At 75.2% G+C, this 19,776-nt stretch carries 3 protein-coding genes; all 3 read left to right on the forward strand.

Annotation, left to right across the window (positions count from 1 at the left end; all coding sequences use genetic code 11):
* Nucleotides 1-7,113: type I polyketide synthase (locus tag ACGF5C_RS33485; protein ID WP_393308224.1), on the forward strand; the 7,113-nt coding region annotated here is incomplete at its 5' end.
* Between the two features lie 47 nt (nt 7,114-7,160).
* Nucleotides 7,161-18,116, forward strand: coding sequence for an SDR family NAD(P)-dependent oxidoreductase (locus ACGF5C_RS33490; RefSeq protein WP_393308226.1), 10,956 nt, complete (start codon nt 7,161-7,163; stop codon nt 18,114-18,116).
* A gap of 36 nt (nt 18,117-18,152) precedes the next feature.
* Nucleotides 18,153-19,776 (forward strand): type I polyketide synthase (locus ACGF5C_RS33495; protein ID WP_393308228.1); only part of this gene is annotated, 1,624 nt, incomplete at its 3' end.

Consider the following 19,776-nt stretch of genomic DNA (forward strand, 5'->3'; position numbering starts at 1 on the left):
CTGGTCGCCGCCGGCTACTCCACGATCATCGAGGTCAGCGCGCATCCGGTGCTGACGATGGCGGTGCAGGAAAGCGTCGAGGTCACCGCCGCCGACCCGGCCGCGGTGACCGTCACGGGCAGTCTGCGCCGCGATGAGGGTGGTCTGGGCCGGTTCCACCGTGCCTTGGCGGAGGTCTACGCGGGTGGTGTGCCGGTGGACTGGCGGCCCGCGTTCGCCGGCCGGCCCGGACGCCTGGTCGGCCTGCCCACCTACCCGTTCCAACGGCAACACTACTGGCCGCAGCCGTCCGCCGCGCCCGCCCCGGCCGCCGGACTCGCCGGCCCCACCGTCGAGGACGAGGTCGACGCCCGGTTCTGGGCCGCCGTCGAGGCGGAGGACCTGACCGCCCTCACCGCCGAGCTGGCCGAGGCGACCGACGCCGACGCGGTGCCCGAGGCGGCCTTCGCCGACGTGCTGCCCGTGCTCGCCGCCTGGCGGCGGCGGCACCGCGACCAGGCCACCGTCGACTCGTGGCGGTACCGCGACGCCTGGCTACCCGTCGCCGAGGCCGCCGTCGAGCCCGCCCTCACGGACACCTGGTGGCTCGTCACCGGCCCCGACGACACCGAGGCGGAGCAGGCCGTGTTCTGCCGGGACACCCTGGAGCGGCACGGCGCCACGGTCGTACCCGTGGTCCTCGACGCCGAGCGGACCGACCGCGCCGCCCTCGCGGCCCGGGCGCGCGACCTCGCCGGGGCCGGACCCGTCGCCGGGATCGTCTCCCTGCTCGCGCTCGACGAGACGCCCGCCCCGGCGCACCCGTCGGTGCCCGTCGGCTTCGCCGGCACGGTCACGCTGACGCAGGCACTCGGCGACGCCGGCGTCCGCGCGCCGCTGTGGTGCCTCACCCGGGGCGCCGTCTCCACCGACCCCGCCGACCCGCTGCCGCACCCCGTGCAGCAGCTCGCCTGGGGCTTCGGCCGGGTCGCCGCCCTCGAACACCCCGACCGCTGGGGCGGCCTGCTCGACCTGCCCGACGAGCTGGACGACGCCGCCGGCCGGCGGCTCGTCCGCGTCCTCGCCGGCACCGACGGGGAGGACCAGGTGGCGGTGCGGCGCGTCGGCGCGTTCGCCCGCCGGCTGCTGCGCGCCCCCCTCGGCGACGCCCCGGCCGTCCGCACCTGGCGGCCCACCGGCACCGCCCTCGTCACCGGCGGGACCGGCGCCCTCGGCGGGCACATGGCCCGCTGGCTCGCCGCCAACGGCGCCCCCCACCTGGTGCTGCTCAGCCGCCGCGGCCGGCAGGCCGAGGGGATCGCCGAGCTGGAGGCCGAGCTGGTCGGGCTCGGCGCCAGGGTCACCGTGGCCGCCTGCGACGCCGCCGACCGGTCGGCCCTCGCCGCCGTCATCGACGGCCTGCCGGCCGAGCACCCGCTGACCACCGTCGTGCACACCGCAGCCGTGCTCGACGACTCGGTGATCAGCTCGCTCACCCTCGACCAGGTCGACTACGCGCTGAGCGCCAAGGTCACCGCCGCGTTCAACCTGCACGAGCTGACCCGCGACCGGGACCTCGACGCGTTCATCCTGTTCTCCGCCATGGCCGGCACCGTCGGCAGCTCCGGCGTGGGCAACTACGCCCCCGGCAACGCCGTCCTCAACGCGCTTGCCGAGCACCGGCGCGGCCTCGGCCTGCCCGCTACCTCGATCGCGTGGGGCGCGTGGGGCGGCGGCGGCATGGCCGAGGGCGAGTTCGGCAGGATGCTGCACCGGCACGGCGCCCCCGAGATGCACCCGAGGCTCGCCGTCGCCGCGCTGCACCAGGCCGTCGAGCACGACGAGACGTTCCTGACCATCTCCAACATCGCCTGGGACCGGTTCTATGTCGCGTTCACCGCGACCCGGCCCGGGCCGCTGATCGCCGAGATTCCCGAGGCACAGGCCCTCGCGGCCACCAAGGGCCTCGCCGAGGCCGGGGAGTCCGACGAGGGCAACCCCGGCGCGTCCTTCGCCCGGATGGGCGCCGCCGAGCGCCAGCAGGCGCTGCTCGACATGGTCCGCGAGCAGGCGGCCACCGTCCTCAAGTACGCCGGCGGCGAGGCCGTCGACCCGCACCACGCGTTCCGGGACCTCGGCTTCGACTCGGTGACCGCCGTCGAGCTGCGCAACCGGCTCGCCACCGTCACCGGGCTGCGGCTGCCGGTGACCCTCGTCTTCGACTACCCGACCCCGACCGTGCTCGCCCGGCACCTGCACGAGGAGTTGGGCGGCGGGGCCGAGGCGGCCGTCGTCGCCGCACCCGTGGCCCTCGCGGACGACGAGCCCGTCGCCATCGTCGCCATGTCGTGCCGATTCCCCGGGGGCACCAACGACCCCGAGCGGTTCTGGCAGATGCTGCACGCCGGCCGGGACGCCGTCTCCGGCCTGCCCGGCGACCGGGGCTGGGACGTCGACCGGCTGTACGACCCCGACCCCTATTCCACCGGCACCTCCTACGTCCGCAGCGGCGCCTTCCTGTACGACGGGGCGGACTTCGACCCGGGGTTCTTCGGGATCAGCCCGCGTGAGGCGCTGGCGATGGACCCGCAGCAGCGGTTGCTGCTGGAGACGTCGTGGGAGGCGATCGAGCGGGCAGGGGTTGTTCCAGGGGTGTTGCGGGGTTCGCGAACAGGGGTGTTCGTGGGCACGAATGGTCAGGACTATGGGGCCCTGTTGTTGTCGGCCGGGGACGAGGCGGAGGGGTTCGGCGCGACGGGGAACGCCGCGAGTGTCTTGTCGGGTCGGGTGGCGTACGCGTTGGGGTTGGAGGGGCCTGCGGTGTCGGTGGACACGGCGTGTTCGTCGTCCCTTGTCGCGTTGCACCTGGCGGTGCAGGCGTTGCGTCGGGGTGAGTGTGACCTTGCCCTGGCCGGCGGTGTGACGGTGATGGCGACGCCGGGCCTGTTCGTGGAGTTCTCGCGGCAGCGCGGGTTGGCGGCCGACGGACGGTGCAAGGCGTTCGCGGCGGCGGCGGACGGCACCGGCTGGGGCGAGGGCGCCGGCGTGCTGCTGGTGGAGCGGTTGTCGGACGCCCGGCGGTTGGGGCATCCGGTGCTGGCGGTGGTGCGGGGCAGCGCGGTGAACCAGGACGGGGCGTCGAACGGGCTCACCGCGCCGAACGGTCCGTCCCAGCAGCGGGTGATCCGGGAGGCCCTGGCCTCGGCGGGCCTCGCCGCCTCCGACGTGGACGTGGTCGAGGCACACGGCACCGGTACGACCCTCGGGGATCCGATCGAGGCGCAGGCGCTGCTGGCGACGTACGGGCAGGACCGGGACGTGCCGTTGCTGCTGGGATCGGTCAAGTCCAACATCGGGCACACCCAGGCCGCCGCCGGCGTCGCGGGCGTCATCAAGATGGTCCTCGCCCTGCAGGAGGGCGTCGTCCCGGCCACGCTGCACGTGGACGCCCCGTCGCCGCACATCGACTGGACGGCGGGCGCGGTGGAGTTGGCGACGGAGGCGCGGCCCTGGCCGGAGACGGGGCGGGTGCGGCGGGCGGCGGTGTCGTCGTTCGGCATCTCGGGCACGAACTCGCACGTCATCATCGAGCAGGCGGACGAGGTGGCCGGGCCTGCCGTGGAGGCGGCTCCAGGGCTGGTGGTCTCGGACGTGGTGGTGTGGCCGGTGTCGGCGCGGTCGAAGGCGGCCCTTGCGGGTCAGGCGGCGCGGCTGGCGCGGCACGTCCGCGAGCGCGGCGGGCTCGACCCGGCAGCGGCGGCCTGGTCTCTGGCGACGACCCGGTCGACGTTCGACCACCGGGCCGCCGTCGTCGCGGCGAGCGTCGAGGAGCTGCTTACCGGGCTGGACGCGCTGGCGTCCGGTTCCCCGGCGGGCAGCCTGGTGACGGGCGCGGCGTCGGGTCACGGCGCGGGTCCGGTGTTCGTGTTCCCGGGTCAGGGGGCGCAGTCGGCGCGGATGGCGGCCGGTCTGGTGGGTCGTGCGCCGGTGTTCGACGCGAGGCTGGCCGAGTGCCAGACGGCCCTCGCGCCGTACCTGGACGTGGATCTCGTCTCGGTGTTGACGGGTGAGGACGAGTCGTGGCTGGAGCGGGTCGAGGTCGTGCAGCCGGTGCTGTGGGCGGTGGGTATGGCCTTGGCGGCGGTGTGGCGGCACGTGGGTGTGGTTCCGCAGGCGGTGGTCGGTCACTCGCAGGGTGAGATCGGTGCGGCGTGTGTGGCGGGGATCCTGTCGCTGGAGGACGCGGCGAAGACGGTGGCGTTGCGGTCGCGGGCTCTGGCGGTGCTGCGGGGGACGGGGACGATGGCGTCGGTGGACCTGTCCGCCGAGGCGGTGGCGGAGCGGCTGGCCGGGTTCCCCGGTGTTGGTGTCGCGGCGGTGAACGGTCCGTCGACGGTGGTGGTGTCGGGGCCGCCGCAGCCGGTGGCCGGCCTGGTGGAGGCGTGTCAGGCCGAGGGAATCCGGGCGCGGTTGATTCCGGTGGACTACGCGTCGCACTCCCCATCCGTGCAGGAGGTCGCTGAGCAGTTGCGTGCCGACCTGGCTGACGTCGCTCCGCAGCCCGGTCACATCCGTCTGGTGTCGACGTTGACCGGTGACTGGGTGCGGCCGGAGAGCATGACCGCGGACTACTGGTACGAGAACCTGCGGCGGACGGTGCGGTTCGACGCGGCTGTGCGGGTGGCGGTCGCGGCGGGTCACACGACGTTCGTGGAGATCTCTCCGCATCCGGTGTTGACGATGCCGGTCACGGCGATCCTGGACGACACCGACACCGCCGGGTACACGCTGGGTAGCCTGCGTCGGGGTGACGACGATCCGACGCGGTTGCTGACCAACCTGGCCACCGCGCACGCGGTCGGCCTGCCCGTCGACCTGACGAAGGTCCTGGCGAGGACGCCGACCGCCGACCTGCCCACGTACGCCTTCGACCGCACCCGGTTCTGGCCGAGCAGGGCGGAGGAACAGGGCGAGGCACCCAGCGGAGCCGACTCCGCGTTCTGGGCGGCCGTCGAACGGGAGGACCTGGCCGCGCTCGCGGAACTCACCGCGCAGAGCGCCACCGAGTCCCTCGAACGGTTGGGCGCCGCCCTGCCGGTGCTCGCCTCCTGGCGACGCCAGCAGCGGGACCGGTCCACCCTCGACGACCTGCGCTACCGCAGCGTCTGGCAGCCGTACAACGGCACGCCTGTCAGCTTCCTCCCCGGCGCCTGGTGGGTCGTCGCCGACGAGCACCGCGCGGACGAGGGCGAGGCCGCCGTGGCCGAGCTGGGCCGCCGGGGCGCCGACGCCCGGCTGGTGCTGCTGCCGGAGGAGCTGACCGAGCGGGCGGCCGTCGCCGAGCATCTGGCCGCCGCCACCCGTACCGGCGACGGCGAACGCGCGCCGGTGGACGGCGTGCTGTCGCTGCTCGCCCTCGCCGACGGCGTGGTCGACGACACCCAGCCGGTGCCGCCCTTCCTGGCCCGATCCCTGGCCCTGGTGCAGGCCCTCGGCGACCTCGACGTGGCCGCCCCGCTCTGGTGCGTCACCCGGGGCGCCGCCGGCACCACGCGGGGCGCGACGCCGGCCCGGCCGGAGCAGTCGCTGCTCTGGGGCCTCGGCCGGGTCGCCGCCCTCGAACACCCCGAGCGCTGGGGCGGGCTGGTCGACGTGCCGGCCACCCTGGACGACCACGGCTGGGACCTGCTCTGCGCCGCGCTGGCCGGCCTCGACGGCGAGGACCAGCTCGCCGTCGACGGCGCCACGGTCCTGGTAAAGCGGCTGGTGCGGGCGCCCGGCGGCGACACCGCTCCCGACGAGCCCGACCACCCCGGCACGACGCTGGTCACCGGCGGCACCGGCGCCCTCGGCGCGGAGGTGGCCCGCTGGCTGGCCGCCCGGGGCGCCGAGCACCTGCTGTTGGTCAGCCGCCGGGGCGCCGACGCCCCCGGCGCGGCCGACCTCGTCCGGGAGCTGACCGCCGCCGGCACGCGGGTGACCGTCGCGGCCTGCGACGTGGCCGACCGGTCGGCACTGGCGAAACTGCTCGGCGAGGTGCCCGCCGATGCGCCCCTGACCGGGGTGGTGCACGCGGCCGGGGTGCTGGACGACGGCGTCCTCGACGGTCTCACCGCCGACCGGCTTGCCACCGTCCTGCGGCCCAAGGTGCTCGGCGCGCTGCACCTGCACGAGCTGACCGCCGCCCTGCCGCTGCGCGCGTTCGTGCTGTTCTCCGCGATGGCCGGCCAGCTCGGCGCCGCCGGGCAGGGCAGCTATGCCGCCGCGAACACGTACCTCGACGCGCTCGCCGAGCAACGGCATCAGCAGGGCCTTCCGGCCACCTCGATCGCCTGGGGCCCCTGGGCGGCCGGCGGGATGGCCGCCACCGACCAGGCCGTGGAGGAACGCCGCCGCCGCAGCGGCGTCGCCCGCCTCGACACCGCCACGGCGTTCGCCGCGCTCGCCCGGTGCGTGGCGCGACGGGAGCCGGCGACGCTGGTGGCCGGCATCGACTGGGCGCGGTACGTGCCGGGGTTCGTCGCCGTGCGGCCCAGCCCGCTGCTGACGGGCGTCGCGGAGGCGCAGCGGGCCGCCGCCGAGCGGGCCGACGACGCCGGGGCGTCGGCGGAGTCCCTCGCCGCCCTGCTCGCCGGGCAGACCGACGCCGAGCGACGCAAGACCCTCCTCGAACTGGTACGCGGCCAGGCCGCCGCCGTGCTCGGGCACGCCTCGGCGGACGCCGTCGAACCGGACCGGGCGTTCCGGGAACTCGGCTTCGACTCGCTCACCGCGGTCGAGCTGCGCAACCGGCTGACGGCGGCGACCGGCGTACGGCTGCCCGCCACGGTCGTCTTCGACTACCCGACCGCCGCCGGCCTCGCCGAGTACGTCCGGGCGGCGATCGTCGACGGCGGCGTGGTCGGCGTCGCGCCGGTCTTCGGGGAACTGGACAGGTTGGAAGCGGCGCTGGCCGGCTCGGTGCCGGACCGCAGCGCCCGGATTCGGATCACGGAGCGGCTGCGGGCCCTGCTGGCCTCCCTCAACGAGGCCGACGCCCCGGCGGGCGGCGGGGACACCGTCGCCGAGAAGCTCCAGGACGCCACGCCGGACGAGGTCTTCGACTTCATCGACCGTGAGCTGGGGGTGTCCTGACGTGATCGCTGCTGCGTGCACGGCTCAACACAAGGAGAGCGCGGTCCATGGCTGACGAGGCGAAGCTTCTCGACTACCTCAAGCGGGTCACCGCCGACCTGCACCAGGTGCGGCAGCGCCTGCGCGAGGTGGAGGCCGGCGAGCAGGAACCGGTCGCCATCGTCTCCATGAGCTGCCGCTTCCCAGGCGGGGTGCGGTCGCCGGAAGACCTGTGGGAGGTGGTCGCGTCCGGGCGGGACGTGGTCTCCGACTTTCCGGAGGACCGGGGCTGGGACCTCGCGTCGCTGTACGACGCCGACCAGGAGCAGGGCGGGCTCGGCACGTCGTACACGGCGCAGGGCGGCTTCGTCCACGACCTGGCCGACTTCGACCCGGGCTTCTTCGCGATCTCCCCCCGCGAGGCCCTGGCCATGGACCCGCAGCAGCGGTGGCTGCTGGAGACCTCCTGGGAGGTCCTGGAGCGGGCCGGCATCGACCCGCACTCGCTGAAGGGCAGCCGCACCGGCGTCTTCGCCGGCAGCACCGGCCAGGACTACGGCAGCGTGCTGATGGGCGCCGCACAGGGCCTCGAGGGGCACCTGATGACCGGCAACGCCGGCAGCGTCGTCTCCGGCCGGATCGCCTACACGTTCGGCCTGGAGGGCCCGGCGGTCACCATCGACACCGCCTGCTCGTCCTCCCTGGTTGCCCTGCACCTCGCCGCCCAGGCGCTGCGCCAGCAGGAGTGCACCCTGGCCATCGTCGCCGGGGTCACCGCCATGTGCACCCCGGCCGCGTTCGTCGAGTTCTCCCGCCAGCGCGGCCTCGCCGCCGACGGCCGGTGCAAGGCGTTCGCCGCCGCCGCCGACGGCACCGGCTGGTCCGAGGGCGTCGGCGTCCTGCTGCTGGAGCGGCTGTCCGACGCCCAGCGCAACGGCCACCCGATCCTCGCCGTCGTGCGGGGCAGCGCGGTCAACCAGGACGGCGCGTCCAACGGCCTGAGCGCCCCGAACGGGCCCTCGCAGCAGCGCGTCATCCAGCAGGCCCTCGCCAACGCCGGCCTCGCCGCCGGCGGCGTGGACGTGGTCGAGGCGCACGGCACCGGCACCCGGCTCGGCGACCCGATCGAGGCGCAGGCGCTGCTCGCCACGTACGGGCAGGACCGGGGGGCGGGCTCCGCCCCGCTGCTGCTCGGCTCGGTCAAGTCGAACATCGGGCACGCGCAGGCGGCTGCCGGCGTCGCCGGTGTGATCAAGATGGTGATGGCGATGCGGCACGGCGTCGTGCCGCCCACCCTGCACGTCGACGAGCCGACCCCGCAGGTCGACTGGACGGCCGGCGCCGTCGAGCTGGCCACCGAGGCGACGCCGTGGCCGGCCGTGGACCGGCCGCGCCGGGCCGCGGTGTCGTCGTTCGGGGTGTCCGGCACCAACGCGCACACCATCCTGGAGCAGGCCCCGGCCCCCGTCCAGGCCGACGCCGCCCCGGCGGTGGAGCGCCCCGTCGTGCCGGTGACGGTGTCGGCCCGCGACGCCGCCGCGCTCGCCGCCCAGGCGGGCAACTGGGCCGCCCGGATCGCCGCCGACGAGACCCTGCGCCCCCTCGACGTGGCGTACTCGTCGGTGGCCTCCCGGTCTGCCCTGGACCACCGGGCCGTGGTCGCCGCCGCGAGCCGGGACGACCTGCTGGCCGGGCTGCGCGCCCTGGCGGCCGGGGAGCCGTCCGGCGCGGTGGTCGCCGGTCAGGCCGGGGACCGGGGCTCGCTCGCGGTGCTGTTCTGCGGTCAGGGCGCGCAGCGCGCCGGCATGGGCCGCGACCTGTACGCGGCGTTCCCGGTGTTCGCGTCCGCCCTCGACGAGGTGTGCGGGCAGCTCGACGGGCTGCTGCCCCGGCCGCTGAAGACCGTGCTCTTCGCCGAGGCGGGCTCGGCCGAGGCCGAGCTGCTGGACCAGACCGTGTTCACCCAGGCCGGGCTGTTCGCCGTCGAGGTGGCCCTGTTCCGGCTCGTCGAGTCGTTCGGGGTCGTTCCGGAGTTCGTCGGTGGGCACTCGATCGGGGAGATCACCGCCGCGCACGTGGCCGGGGTGCTGTCCCTGAGCGACGCGTGCGCGTTGGTCGCGGCGCGGGGCCGGTTGATGCAGGCGCTGCCGGCCGGCGGCGGGATGCTGGCCGTCAACGCGCCCGAGGCCGACGTGCTGTCCACCCTGGACGGGCTGACCGACCGGGTCGGGATCGCCGCCGTCAACGGGCCGACGTCCGTCGTCGTCTCCGGCGCGGTCGACGCCCTCGACGAGGTGGAGCAGACCTGGAAGGACCGGGGGGTGCGCACCCGTCGGCTGACCGTCAGCCACGCGTTCCACAGCCCGCTGATGGAGCCGATGCTCGCCGAGTTCCGCACGGTCCTCGACGGGCTGACCTTCGCCGAGCCGACGCTGCCGGTCGTGTCGAACCTGACCGGCGCGCTCGCCGAAACCGACGAGATCCGCACCGCCGACTACTGGGTGCGGCACGTCCGCGAGGCCGTCCGCCACGCCGACGGCGTGGTCGCCCTGCGGGCTGCCGGAGTCGACACGTTCCTGGAGATCGGCCCGCAGAGCGTCCTCACCGCGATGGCCGCCGACATCCTGCCCGCCGACGACGGCGTGCTCGCCGTGCCCGCCCAGCGCAAGGACCGGCCCGAGGGGCACGCCCTGCTGGCGGCCCTGGCCGAGCTGCACGTCCACGGCGTCCCGGTCACCTGGGCGCAGTGGTTCGCCGGCACCGGCGCCACCCGGGTGGACCTGCCCACGTACGCGTTCCAGCGGCAGCGGTACTGGCCGGAGGCCGGCGCCGGGTGGACCGGGGACGTCACCGCGGTCGGCCTGCGCCCCGCCCAGCACCCCCTGCTCGGCGCGGCCGTCGGGGTCGCGCACGCCGAGGGTTTCCTGTTCACCGGCCGGCTGGCCCGGCGTACCCACCCGTGGATCTCCGACCACGTCGTGTTCGACACCGTGCTGCTGCCCGGCACCGGCTTCGTCGAACTCGCCCTCCAGGCCGGCGCTCACGTCGGGGCGGACCACGTCCGGGAACTCACCCTGGAGTCGCCGCTCATCCTGCCCGAGACGGGCGGCGTCGACATCCAGCTCTGGATCGGACCGGCCGACGAGACCGGCTGCCGCTCCGTGTCGCTGCACTCCCTCCCGGACGGCGAGCCGGCCGACAACCCCGGCGAGCGCGCCTGGACCCGCAACGCCAGCGGCGTGCTGGCCAGCGGGCCGGCGGCGCCCAGCGGGCCGCTCGGCTGGTCCGACCTCACCGCCTGGCCACCCCCCGGCGCGACCGAGGTCGCCACCGACGACCTGTACCTGAACCTCGCCGCCCAGGGCTACGACTACGGCCCGTCCTTCATCGCGCTGCGCTCCGCGTGGCGGCGCGGCGAGGACCTGTTCGCCGAGTTGGCGCTGCCCGAGACCCCCGCCGCCGAGGCCGGCGGGTACGGCCTGCACCCGGCGCTGCTCGACGCGGCCCTGCACACCCTCGGACTCACCACCGCCGCCGGCCAGCCGTCGAGGGCGGACATCCCGCCCGGCTACGGCCGGCTGCCGTTCTCCTGGAACGACGTCGCCCTGCACGCCGCCGGCGCGGCGGCGGCCCGGGTCCGCGTCACGCACACCGGCACCGACAGCATCTCCCTGCTGCTGGCCGACGTCACCGGTGCCCCGATCATCTCCGTCGGTTCCCTCGTCCTGCGTCCCGTCTCCGCCGACCAGCTCCGGGTGGCCGGGGGTGGCGGCACCGAGTCGCTGTTCCGGATCGAGTGGGCGCCGCTCGCCCCGACCGCCGCCGGGGCGACCGCCGGCTGGGCGGTGGTCGGCGCCGACGCCGGCCTCACCGACGCGCTCGTGGCCGGCGGGACGGCCGCGTCGGCGTACCCCGACCTGGAGGCACTGGCCGCGGCGCTGGACGACGGCGCGGACGCCCCCGGCGTGCTCGTCGTGCCCCTCCTCGAACCGCCCGGGCCGGACGACCTGCCCCGCGCGGTCGCCGCGACCACGCACCGGGCGCTCGACGTGCTCCAGCGGTTCCTCGCCGACGACCGGTACACGGCCTCCCGCCTCGTGGTGCTCACCCGGGGCGCCGTCGCCACCGCCGCCGACACCGACCTGACCGACCTGGCCGGCGCCGCCGTGATCGGCCTGCTCCGCTCCGCCCAGTCGGAGAACCCCGACCGGTTCGTGCTGGTCGACGTCGACGACGTGGCCGGCTCCGCCGCCGCCCTGGTGCCGGCGCTCGCCACCGACGAGCCGCAGGTCGTCATCCGGTCCGGCGTCGCCGCCGGCGCCCGGCTCACCCGGGTCCCCGCCCAGGCCGAGCCGCCCGCCTCGCCGTTCGACGGCGAGGGGAGCGTCCTGATCACCGGTGCCACCGGCACCCTCGGCCAGCTGATGAGCCGGCACCTGGTCACCACGCACGGCGTCCGGCACCTGATCCTCACCAGCCGGCGCGGCCGGTCCGCCGCCGGGGTCGCCGAACTCTGCGCCGACCTGGAGGCCCTCGGTGCGACCGTCACCGTCGCCGCCTGCGACGTCGCCGACCGGAACGCCGTCGCCGACCTGCTCGCCGGCATCCCGGCGGAACACCCGCTCACCGCCATCGTCCACGCCGCCGGCGTCCGCGACGACGGCACCATTCCCTCGCTCACCCCTGAGCGGATGGACGGCGTGCTGCGGCCCAAGGTCGACGCCGCCTGGAACCTGCACGAGCTGACCGCCCACCTCGACCTGAGGGCGTTCGTCTCGTACTCGTCCCTCGCCGCCACCGCCGGCGGCCCCGGCCAGGGCAACTACGCCGCCGCCAACGCGTTCCTCGACGGCCTAGCCCACCACCGCAAGGCGCACGGCCTCGCCGCGCTCACCCTCGCCTGGGGCCTCTGGGCCGACCGCAGCGGGATGACCACCGAGCTGGACGACGTCCACCTCAACCGGATCTCCCGCTCCGGTGTCGCGGCGATGGAGGCGGAGGAGGGCCTTGCGCTCTTCGACGCCGCCTGCCGGACCCCCGACGCCGCGCTCGTCCCGGCCCGCCTCGACCTGGCCGCGATGAAGGTGCAGTTCGCCGGCGGCAGCGTCCCGCCGCTGTACCGCGCGCTGATCCGCACCCCCGCCCGCGCCGCCGCGGTGACCACGGGCGCGTCCCTCGTCCAGCAGCTCGCCGCCCTCGGCGACGCCGACCGGCTCGCCGCGCTTGTCGAGATCGTCCGGGGCCAGGCCGCCGCCGTGCTCGGCTACCCCGACCCGACCGCGATCGAGCCACGCCGAGCGTTCAGCGAGTTCGGCTTCGACTCGCTCACCGCCGTCGAGATGCGCAACCGGCTCAACAACGCGTTCGGCATGCGGCTGCCGGCCACCCTCGTCTTCGACTACCCGACCCCGCACGACCTGGCCGCCTTCCTGGGCACGGAGATCGCCGGCACCCCGGTCCCGGTGCGGCCCGCGACCACCGCCGTCGCCGTCGGCGACGACGAGCCCCTCGCGATCATCGGCATGGCCTGCCGGCTGCCCGGTGGGGTGTGGTCCCCGGACGACCTGTGGCGCCTCGTCGCCGACGGCGTCGACGCCATCACCGACCTGCCCACCGACCGGGGCTGGGACCTGGACGGGCTGTACAGCCCCGACCCCGACGCCAGCGGGACGTTCTACGCCCGCGGCGGTGGCTTCCTCAGCGGCGTCGACCGGTTCGACTCCGGCTTCTTCGGCATCAGTCCGCGAGAGGCCCTGGCCATGGACCCCCAGCAGCGGCTGCTGCTGGAGACCACCTGGGAGACCTTCGAGTCCGCCGGCATCGACCCCGCCGCCGCACGCGGCAGCAGCACCGGCGTGTTCGTCGGCACCAGCGGACAGGACTACGCGAACCTGCTCGCGTACGCGCCGGAGGGCACCGAGGGCTACGCGCTGACCGGGCTCACCAGCAGCGTCATCTCCGGCCGGGTGGCGTACACGTTCGGGCTGGAGGGGCCGGCCGTGTCGCTGGACACCGCCTGCTCGTCGTCCCTGGTCGCCCTGCACTGGGCGGGTCAGGCGCTGCGGCGTGGCGAGTGCGACATGGCCCTCGCCGGCGGCGTGATGGTGATGGCCACCCCGACCGCGTTCATCGAGTTCTCCCGGCAGCGCGGCCTGGCCGCCGACGGGCGGTGCAAGTCGTTCGCCGCCTCCGCCGACGGCACCGGCTGGTCCGAGGGTGTCGGCATGCTGCTCGTGCAGCGGCTCTCCGACGCCCGCCGGCAGGGCCGCAAGGTCTACGCCGTGGTACGCGGCTCCGCGATCAACCAGGACGGGGCGTCGAACGGGCTGACCGCGCCGAACGGCCCCTCGCAGCAGCGGGTCATCCGGCAGGCCCTCGCCAGCGCCCGGCTGTCCACGGCCGACGTGGACGTGGTGGAGGCGCACGGCACCGGCACGACGCTCGGTGACCCGATCGAGGCGCAGGCGCTGTTGGCCACGTACGGGCAGGACCGGCCCGCCGACCTGCCGCTGCTGCTGGGGTCGATCAAGTCGAACATCGGGCACGCGCAGGCTGCCGCCGGCGTCGCCGGAGTGATCAAGATGGTGCAGGCCATGCGGCACGGGGTCGTGCCGGCGAGCCTGCACGTGGACGAGCCGTCGCCGCACATCGACTGGTCGGCGGGCGCGGTGGAACTGGTGACGGAGGCGACGCCGTGGCCGGCGGTGGACCGGCCGCGCCGGGCGGCGGTGTCGTCGTTCGGCATCTCCGGCACGAACGCGCACGTCATCATCGAGCAGGCTGACGAGACCGAGCCGCCCGTGGACGCCGCCCCGGCGCTGGTCGCCTCGGACGTGGTGGTGTGGCCGGTGTCGGCCCGGTCCAGGGGTGCCCTCGCCGGGCAGGCCGCCCGCCTCGCCGCGTACGCGCGGGAGCACGGCGACCTCGACCCGGCGGCCGTCGGCTGGTCCCTGGCGACGACCCGCGCGATCCTCGACCAGCGCGCCGCCGTCGTCGGCGCGAGCATCGAGGAGCTGCTTACCGGGCTGGACGCGCTGGCGTCCGGTTCCCCGGCGGGCAGCCTGGTGACGGGCGCGGCGTCGGGTCACGGCGCGGGTCCGGTGTTCGTGTTCCCGGGTCAGGGGGCGCAGTCGGCGCGGATGGCGGCCGGTCTGGTGGGTCGTGCGCCGGTGTTCGACGCCAGGCTCGCGGAGTGCCAGCGCGCGCTCGCGCCCTACCTCGATGTCGACCTGGTGTCGGTGTTGACGGGTGAGGACGAGTCGTGGTTGGAGCGGGTCGAGGTCGTGCAGCCGGTGCTGTGGGCGGTGGGTATGGCCTTGGCGGCGGTGTGGCAGCACGTGGGTGTGGTTCCGCAGGCGGTGGTCGGTCACTCGCAGGGTGAGATCGGTGCGGCCTGTGTGGCGGGGATCCTGTCGCTGGAGGACGCGGCGAAGACGGTGGCGTTGCGGTCGCGGGCTCTGGCGGTGCTGCGGGGGACGGGGACGATGGCGTCGGTGGACCTGTCCGCCGAGGCGGTGGCGGAGCGGCTGGCCGGGTTCCCCGGTGTTGGTGTCGCGGCGGTGAACGGCCCGTCGACGGTGGTGGTGTCGGGGCCGCCGCAGCCGGTGGCGGACCTGGTGGAGTCCTGCCAGGCCGAGGGAATCCGGGCGCGGTTGATTCCGGTGGACTACGCGTCGCACTCCCCATCCGTGCAGGAGGTCGCCGAGCAGCTTCGTACCGATCTGGCCGACGTCGCTCCGCAGCCCGGTCACATCCGCCTGGTGTCCACGCTGACCGGCGACTGGGTGCGGCCGGAGAGCATGGCCGCCGACTACTGGTACGAGAACCTGCGGCAGACGGTGCGGTTCGACGCTGCTGTGCGGGTGGCGGTCGCGGCGGGTCACACGACGTTCGTGGAGGTCTCTCCGCATCCGGTGTTGACGATGCCGGTGACGGCGATCCTGGACGACGCGGGCGTCACCGGGTACACGCTGGGTAGCCTGCGTCGGGGTGACGACGATCCGACGCGGTTGCTGACCAACCTGGCCACCGCGCACGCGATCGGCCTGCCCGTCGACCTCACGAAGGTCCTGGCAGGGACCGACACCGTGCCGCTGCCGACGTACGCCTTCGACCACCAGCGGTACTGGCTCGACGCGCCCGCGCACCGGGTGCAGGACGTCGCCTCCGCCGGCCTCCAGGACGCCGGACACCCACTGCTCAGCGCCGCGCTGACCTTCCCCGACAACGAGCGGATGGTCTTCACCGGGCGGCTGTCGGTGCGTACCCACCCGTGGCTGGGCGAGCACCGGGTGATGGACAACATCCTGCTGCCCGGCACCGCCTTCGTGGAACTCGCCACGTACGCCGGAGAACAGGCGGGCTGCCCGAGGCTGGAGGAACTGACCCTGCTCGCCCCGCTCGTCCTGCCCGAACTCGGCGCGCTCCAGGTCCAGCTCCTGGTCGGCGACCGGGACGACGACGGCAGGCGCGGCGTCCAGCTCTACTCCCGGCCGTACCGGGACGGCTCGGACGAGATCCTGGCCGACGTCGCCTGGACCTGCCACGCCACCGGCCTGCTCGGTCCCCATCCGGCCGACGGCGGTGCGCCCGCCTTCGACCTGGGGGTGTGGCCACCGCCCGGCGCGACCCCTGTCGACTCCGGCAGCTTCTACGCCGGCATCGAGGCGACCGTCTTCGGCTACGGCCCGGCGTTCCGCGGCCTGCGCGCCGCGTGGACGCGCGGTGACGAGGTCTTCGCGGAGGTGGAGCTGCCGGCCGACCACCACAGCGAGGCGGGCCGGTTCGGCGTGCACCCCGCGCTGCTCGACGGCGCCTTGCAGGCCATGTCGATCGGCGGCTTCCTGGGCCGGATGGGCGACGGCGCCGACGCCAGCGTCCCCCGGCTCCCGTTCGCCTGGACCGGGGTCACGCTGCTGGCCGCCGGGGCGACCGCGCTGCGCGTACGCGTCGCCGCGGCCGGCGAGGTCGGGGTGTCCTTCCAGGTGGCCGACGCCACCGGCGCCCCGGTCATGCACGTCGACTCGCTGATCATGCGCCGGGTCTCCGGCGACTCGCTCGGCGCGGCCCGCTCCGGCCGGCACGAGTCGCTGTTCCAGGTGGACTGGCCGGCGCTGCCGCTGCCCACCGGCCCGGTGCCGGCGGCCACCCGGTGGGCGGTGCTCGGCGGGGACGACCTCGCCCTCAGCGCCGCCTGCGAGGCGGCCGGCGCGCGGGTGCGTACCGACGTGGACCTGGACTCCCTCGGGGACCTGCTCGCCGGGGGCGAGCCCGCGCCCGAGGCGGTGATCGTCCCCGTCGGCGGGGCCGGCGACCCGACCGACCCGGCGCTGGCCGGGCAGGCGCGGGCCACCACGCACCGTACGCTCGCGGGGTTGCGGACCTGGCTCGCCGACGACCGGTTCGCCGAGTCCCGCCTCGTGTTGGTCACCCGCGACGCGGTCGCGGCGGGGGAGCAGGGCGCGGTGAACCTGCGCCAGGCCCCGGTGTGGGGTCTGCTGCGCACCGCCCAGCTCGAACACCCGGGCCGGCTGCAACTGGTGGACCTCGACGACGACCCGGACAGCGCGGCGGTGCTCGCCGCCGCGATCGCCTCGGGCGAGCCGCAGCTGGCCGTGCGGGCCGGGCAGGTCCGCACGCCGCGCCTCGGGCGCTTCCCGGCCGGGGTGGAGCTGCTGCCCGGCGGCATCGACCCGGACGGCACCGTGTTGATCACCGGCGGCACCGGCGTGCTGGGTCGTCTCCTGGCCCGGCACCTCGCCACCGCCCACGGTGTGAAACACCTGCTGCTGGCCGGGCGGCGCGGCGCGAGCGCCGAGGGCATCGGCGACCTCGTCGCCGAGCTGGCCGCCGTCGGTACGGCGGTGACCGTCGCCGCCTGCGACGCCGCCGACCCGGAAGCCCTGGCGGCGCTGCTCGCCGGGGTGCCCGCCGAGCGCCCGCTCACCGCCGTCGTGCACGCCGCGGGCGTCCTGGACGACGGGGTGCTGGAGTCGATGACCCCCGACCGTCTCGATGCCGTCGCCGTGCCGAAGATCGACGCGGCGTGGCACCTGCACCGGCTCACCGAGGGCATCGACCTCGCGGCGTTCGTGCTCTTCTCCTCGGCGGCGGCCACCCTGGGCAGCGCCGGCCAGTCCAACTACTCGGCGGCGAACGCCTTCCTCGACGCCCTCGCCGCACACCGGCGGGCCCGGGGGCTCGCGGGCATCTCCCTGGCGTGGGGCCTGTGGGAGCAAGCCAGCGGCATGACCGGTCACCTCGGCGACGCGGACGTGCGGCGGATGGCCGAGCAGGGCGCCGCCGGCCTGTCCACCGAGCAGGCACTGGACCTCTTCGACGCGGCGTGGCGGTTGGACGCGGCGGCCGTCGTGCCGATGCGGCTGGACGTCGGGACGCTGCGGACGCAGGCCGAGTCCGGGTCTCTCGGCCCGATGCTCCGGGCTCTGGTCCGGGTGCCGCTGCGGCGCTCCGTCGACGCGGTCGGTGGCCGTACCGGCGGGGTACCGCTCAGCCAGCGGCTGGCCGGCCTGGCCGGGCCGGAGCGGCTCAAGGTGGTCCTCGACGTGGTCCGGGCGAACATTGCCGCCGTCCTCGGCCACGCCGGCGCCGACGCGATCGACCCCGGCCGCCTCTTCACCGACCTGGGTTTCGACTCGCTCACCGCCGTCGACCTGCGCAACCGGCTCAACGGTCTCTCCGGGCTGCGGCTGCCGGCGACGCTGGTCTTCGACTACCCGACACCGACGGCGCTCGCCGAGAAGCTGGCCAGCGAGATCGCCGCCGACGCGGCGCCCTCCACCCAGCCCATCTTCCAGGGCATCGACGCGGTGGAGAGCCTGCTCACCACGATCCCGCTCGACGTGGCGGCCCGGGACCGGTTCACCGCCCGGATGCGGGACCTGCTGGCCAAGGCGTCCGACGTGGCCGCCGGGCCCGCCGCCGAGGAGGACCGGCCCGACCTCGAGTCGGCCAGCGACGACGAGATCTTCGACTTCATCAGCAAAGAGTTTGGAATCTCCTGAGATGACCGACTTCCGGATCGAGGAAGGTGTCACCCGATGAGCGACGACAAGCTTCGATACTTCCTCAAGCGGGTGACCGCCGACCTGCACGACACCAAGCGGAAGCTGCAGACCGTCGAGGCGCGCGACCAGGAACCCCTGGCCATCGTCTCGATGAGCTGCCGCTTCCCCGGCGGCGTCCGGTCGCCGGAGGACCTCTGGGAGTTGGTCGTCGACGGCCGGGACGCCCTCACCGAGTTCCCGGACGACCGCGGCTGGGACCTGGAGGGCCTGTACGACCCCGACCCCAACAAGCCCGGCAAGAGCTACACCCGGATCGGCGGCTTCCTCGACGGGGCCGGCGACTTCGACCCGTCCCTGTTCGGCATCAGCCCCCGCGAGGCACTGGCCATGGACCCGCAGCAGCGGCTGCTGCTGGAGACGTCCTGGGAGGCCATCGAGCGGGCCGGCATCGACCCGCTGTCGCTGCGCGGCAGCCAGACCGGCGTCTTCGTCGGGCTGAGCACGTCCAACTACGGGATGGGCCTGTCGTACGTTCCCGAGGGCGTCGACATGTACCTCGGCACCGGCAACACCACCAGCGTCGCGTCCGGCCGGATCTCGTTCACGCTCGGCCTCAACGGGCCGGCCGTCACCGTCGACACCGCCTGCTCGTCCTCCCTGGTGGCGCTGCACCTGGCCGCGAACGCGCTGCGCCGCCGCGAGTGCGACCTGGCCATCGCCGGCGGCGTCACCGTGATGGCCACCCCCGGCGTCTTCATCGTCTTCTCCCGGCAGCGCGGCATGTCCGCCGACGGGCGGTGCAGGGCGTTCGCGGCCGGCGCGGACGGCACCGGCTGGGGCGAGGGCGGCGGCGTGCTCGTCGTGGAGCGGCTCGCCGACGCCGAGCGCAACGGCCACCCGATCCTCGCCGTCATCCGGGGCAGCGCCCTCAACCAGGACGGCGCGTCCAACGGCCTCACCGCCCCGAACGGCCCATCCCAGCAGCGGGTCATCCGGCAGGCCCTCACCAACGCCCGGATCGGCAGCGCCGACGTCGACATGGTCGAGGCGCACGGCACCGGCACCACCCTCGGCGACCCCATCGAGGCGCAGGCGCTCATCGCCACGTACGGGCAGGACCGCCCCGCCGACCGGCCGCTGTGGCTCGGCTCGGTGAAGTCGAACATCGGCCACACCCAGAGCGCGGCCGGCGTCGCGGGCATGGTCAAGATGGTGATGGCGGTGCGCAACGGCGTCATGCCGGAGACCCTGCACATCGACGAGCCGTCCCCGCACGTGGACTGGTCCGCGGGCGCGGTGTCCCTGCTCACCGAGGCCCGGCCGTGGCCGGAGCTGGGCCGGCCACGTCGCGGCGGCGTGTCCTCGTTCGGGGTGAGCGGCACCAACGCGCACGTGATCGTGGAGGAGTACCGGCCCGGCGTCGCCGGCCCCGAGAGCGTCGACGGGGAGGCGACCGTCGAGCCGGCCCGCCGGCCCGGCCTGATCGCCTCGGACGTGACCGTCTGGCCGGTGTCGGCGCGGTCGAAGGCGGCGCTGGCGGGTCAGGCGGCTCGGCTCGCCGAGCATGTCCGCGAGCACGGCGATGTCGATGTGGCGGCGGTCGGCTGGTCGCTGGTCACGAGCCGGTCGACGTTGGACCAGCGGGCGGTGGTGGTCG

Origin of the sequence: Micromonospora sp. NPDC047620 (assembly GCF_043205005.1) — a bacterium.
Classification (GTDB): Bacteria; Actinomycetota; Actinomycetes; order Mycobacteriales; family Micromonosporaceae; genus Micromonospora.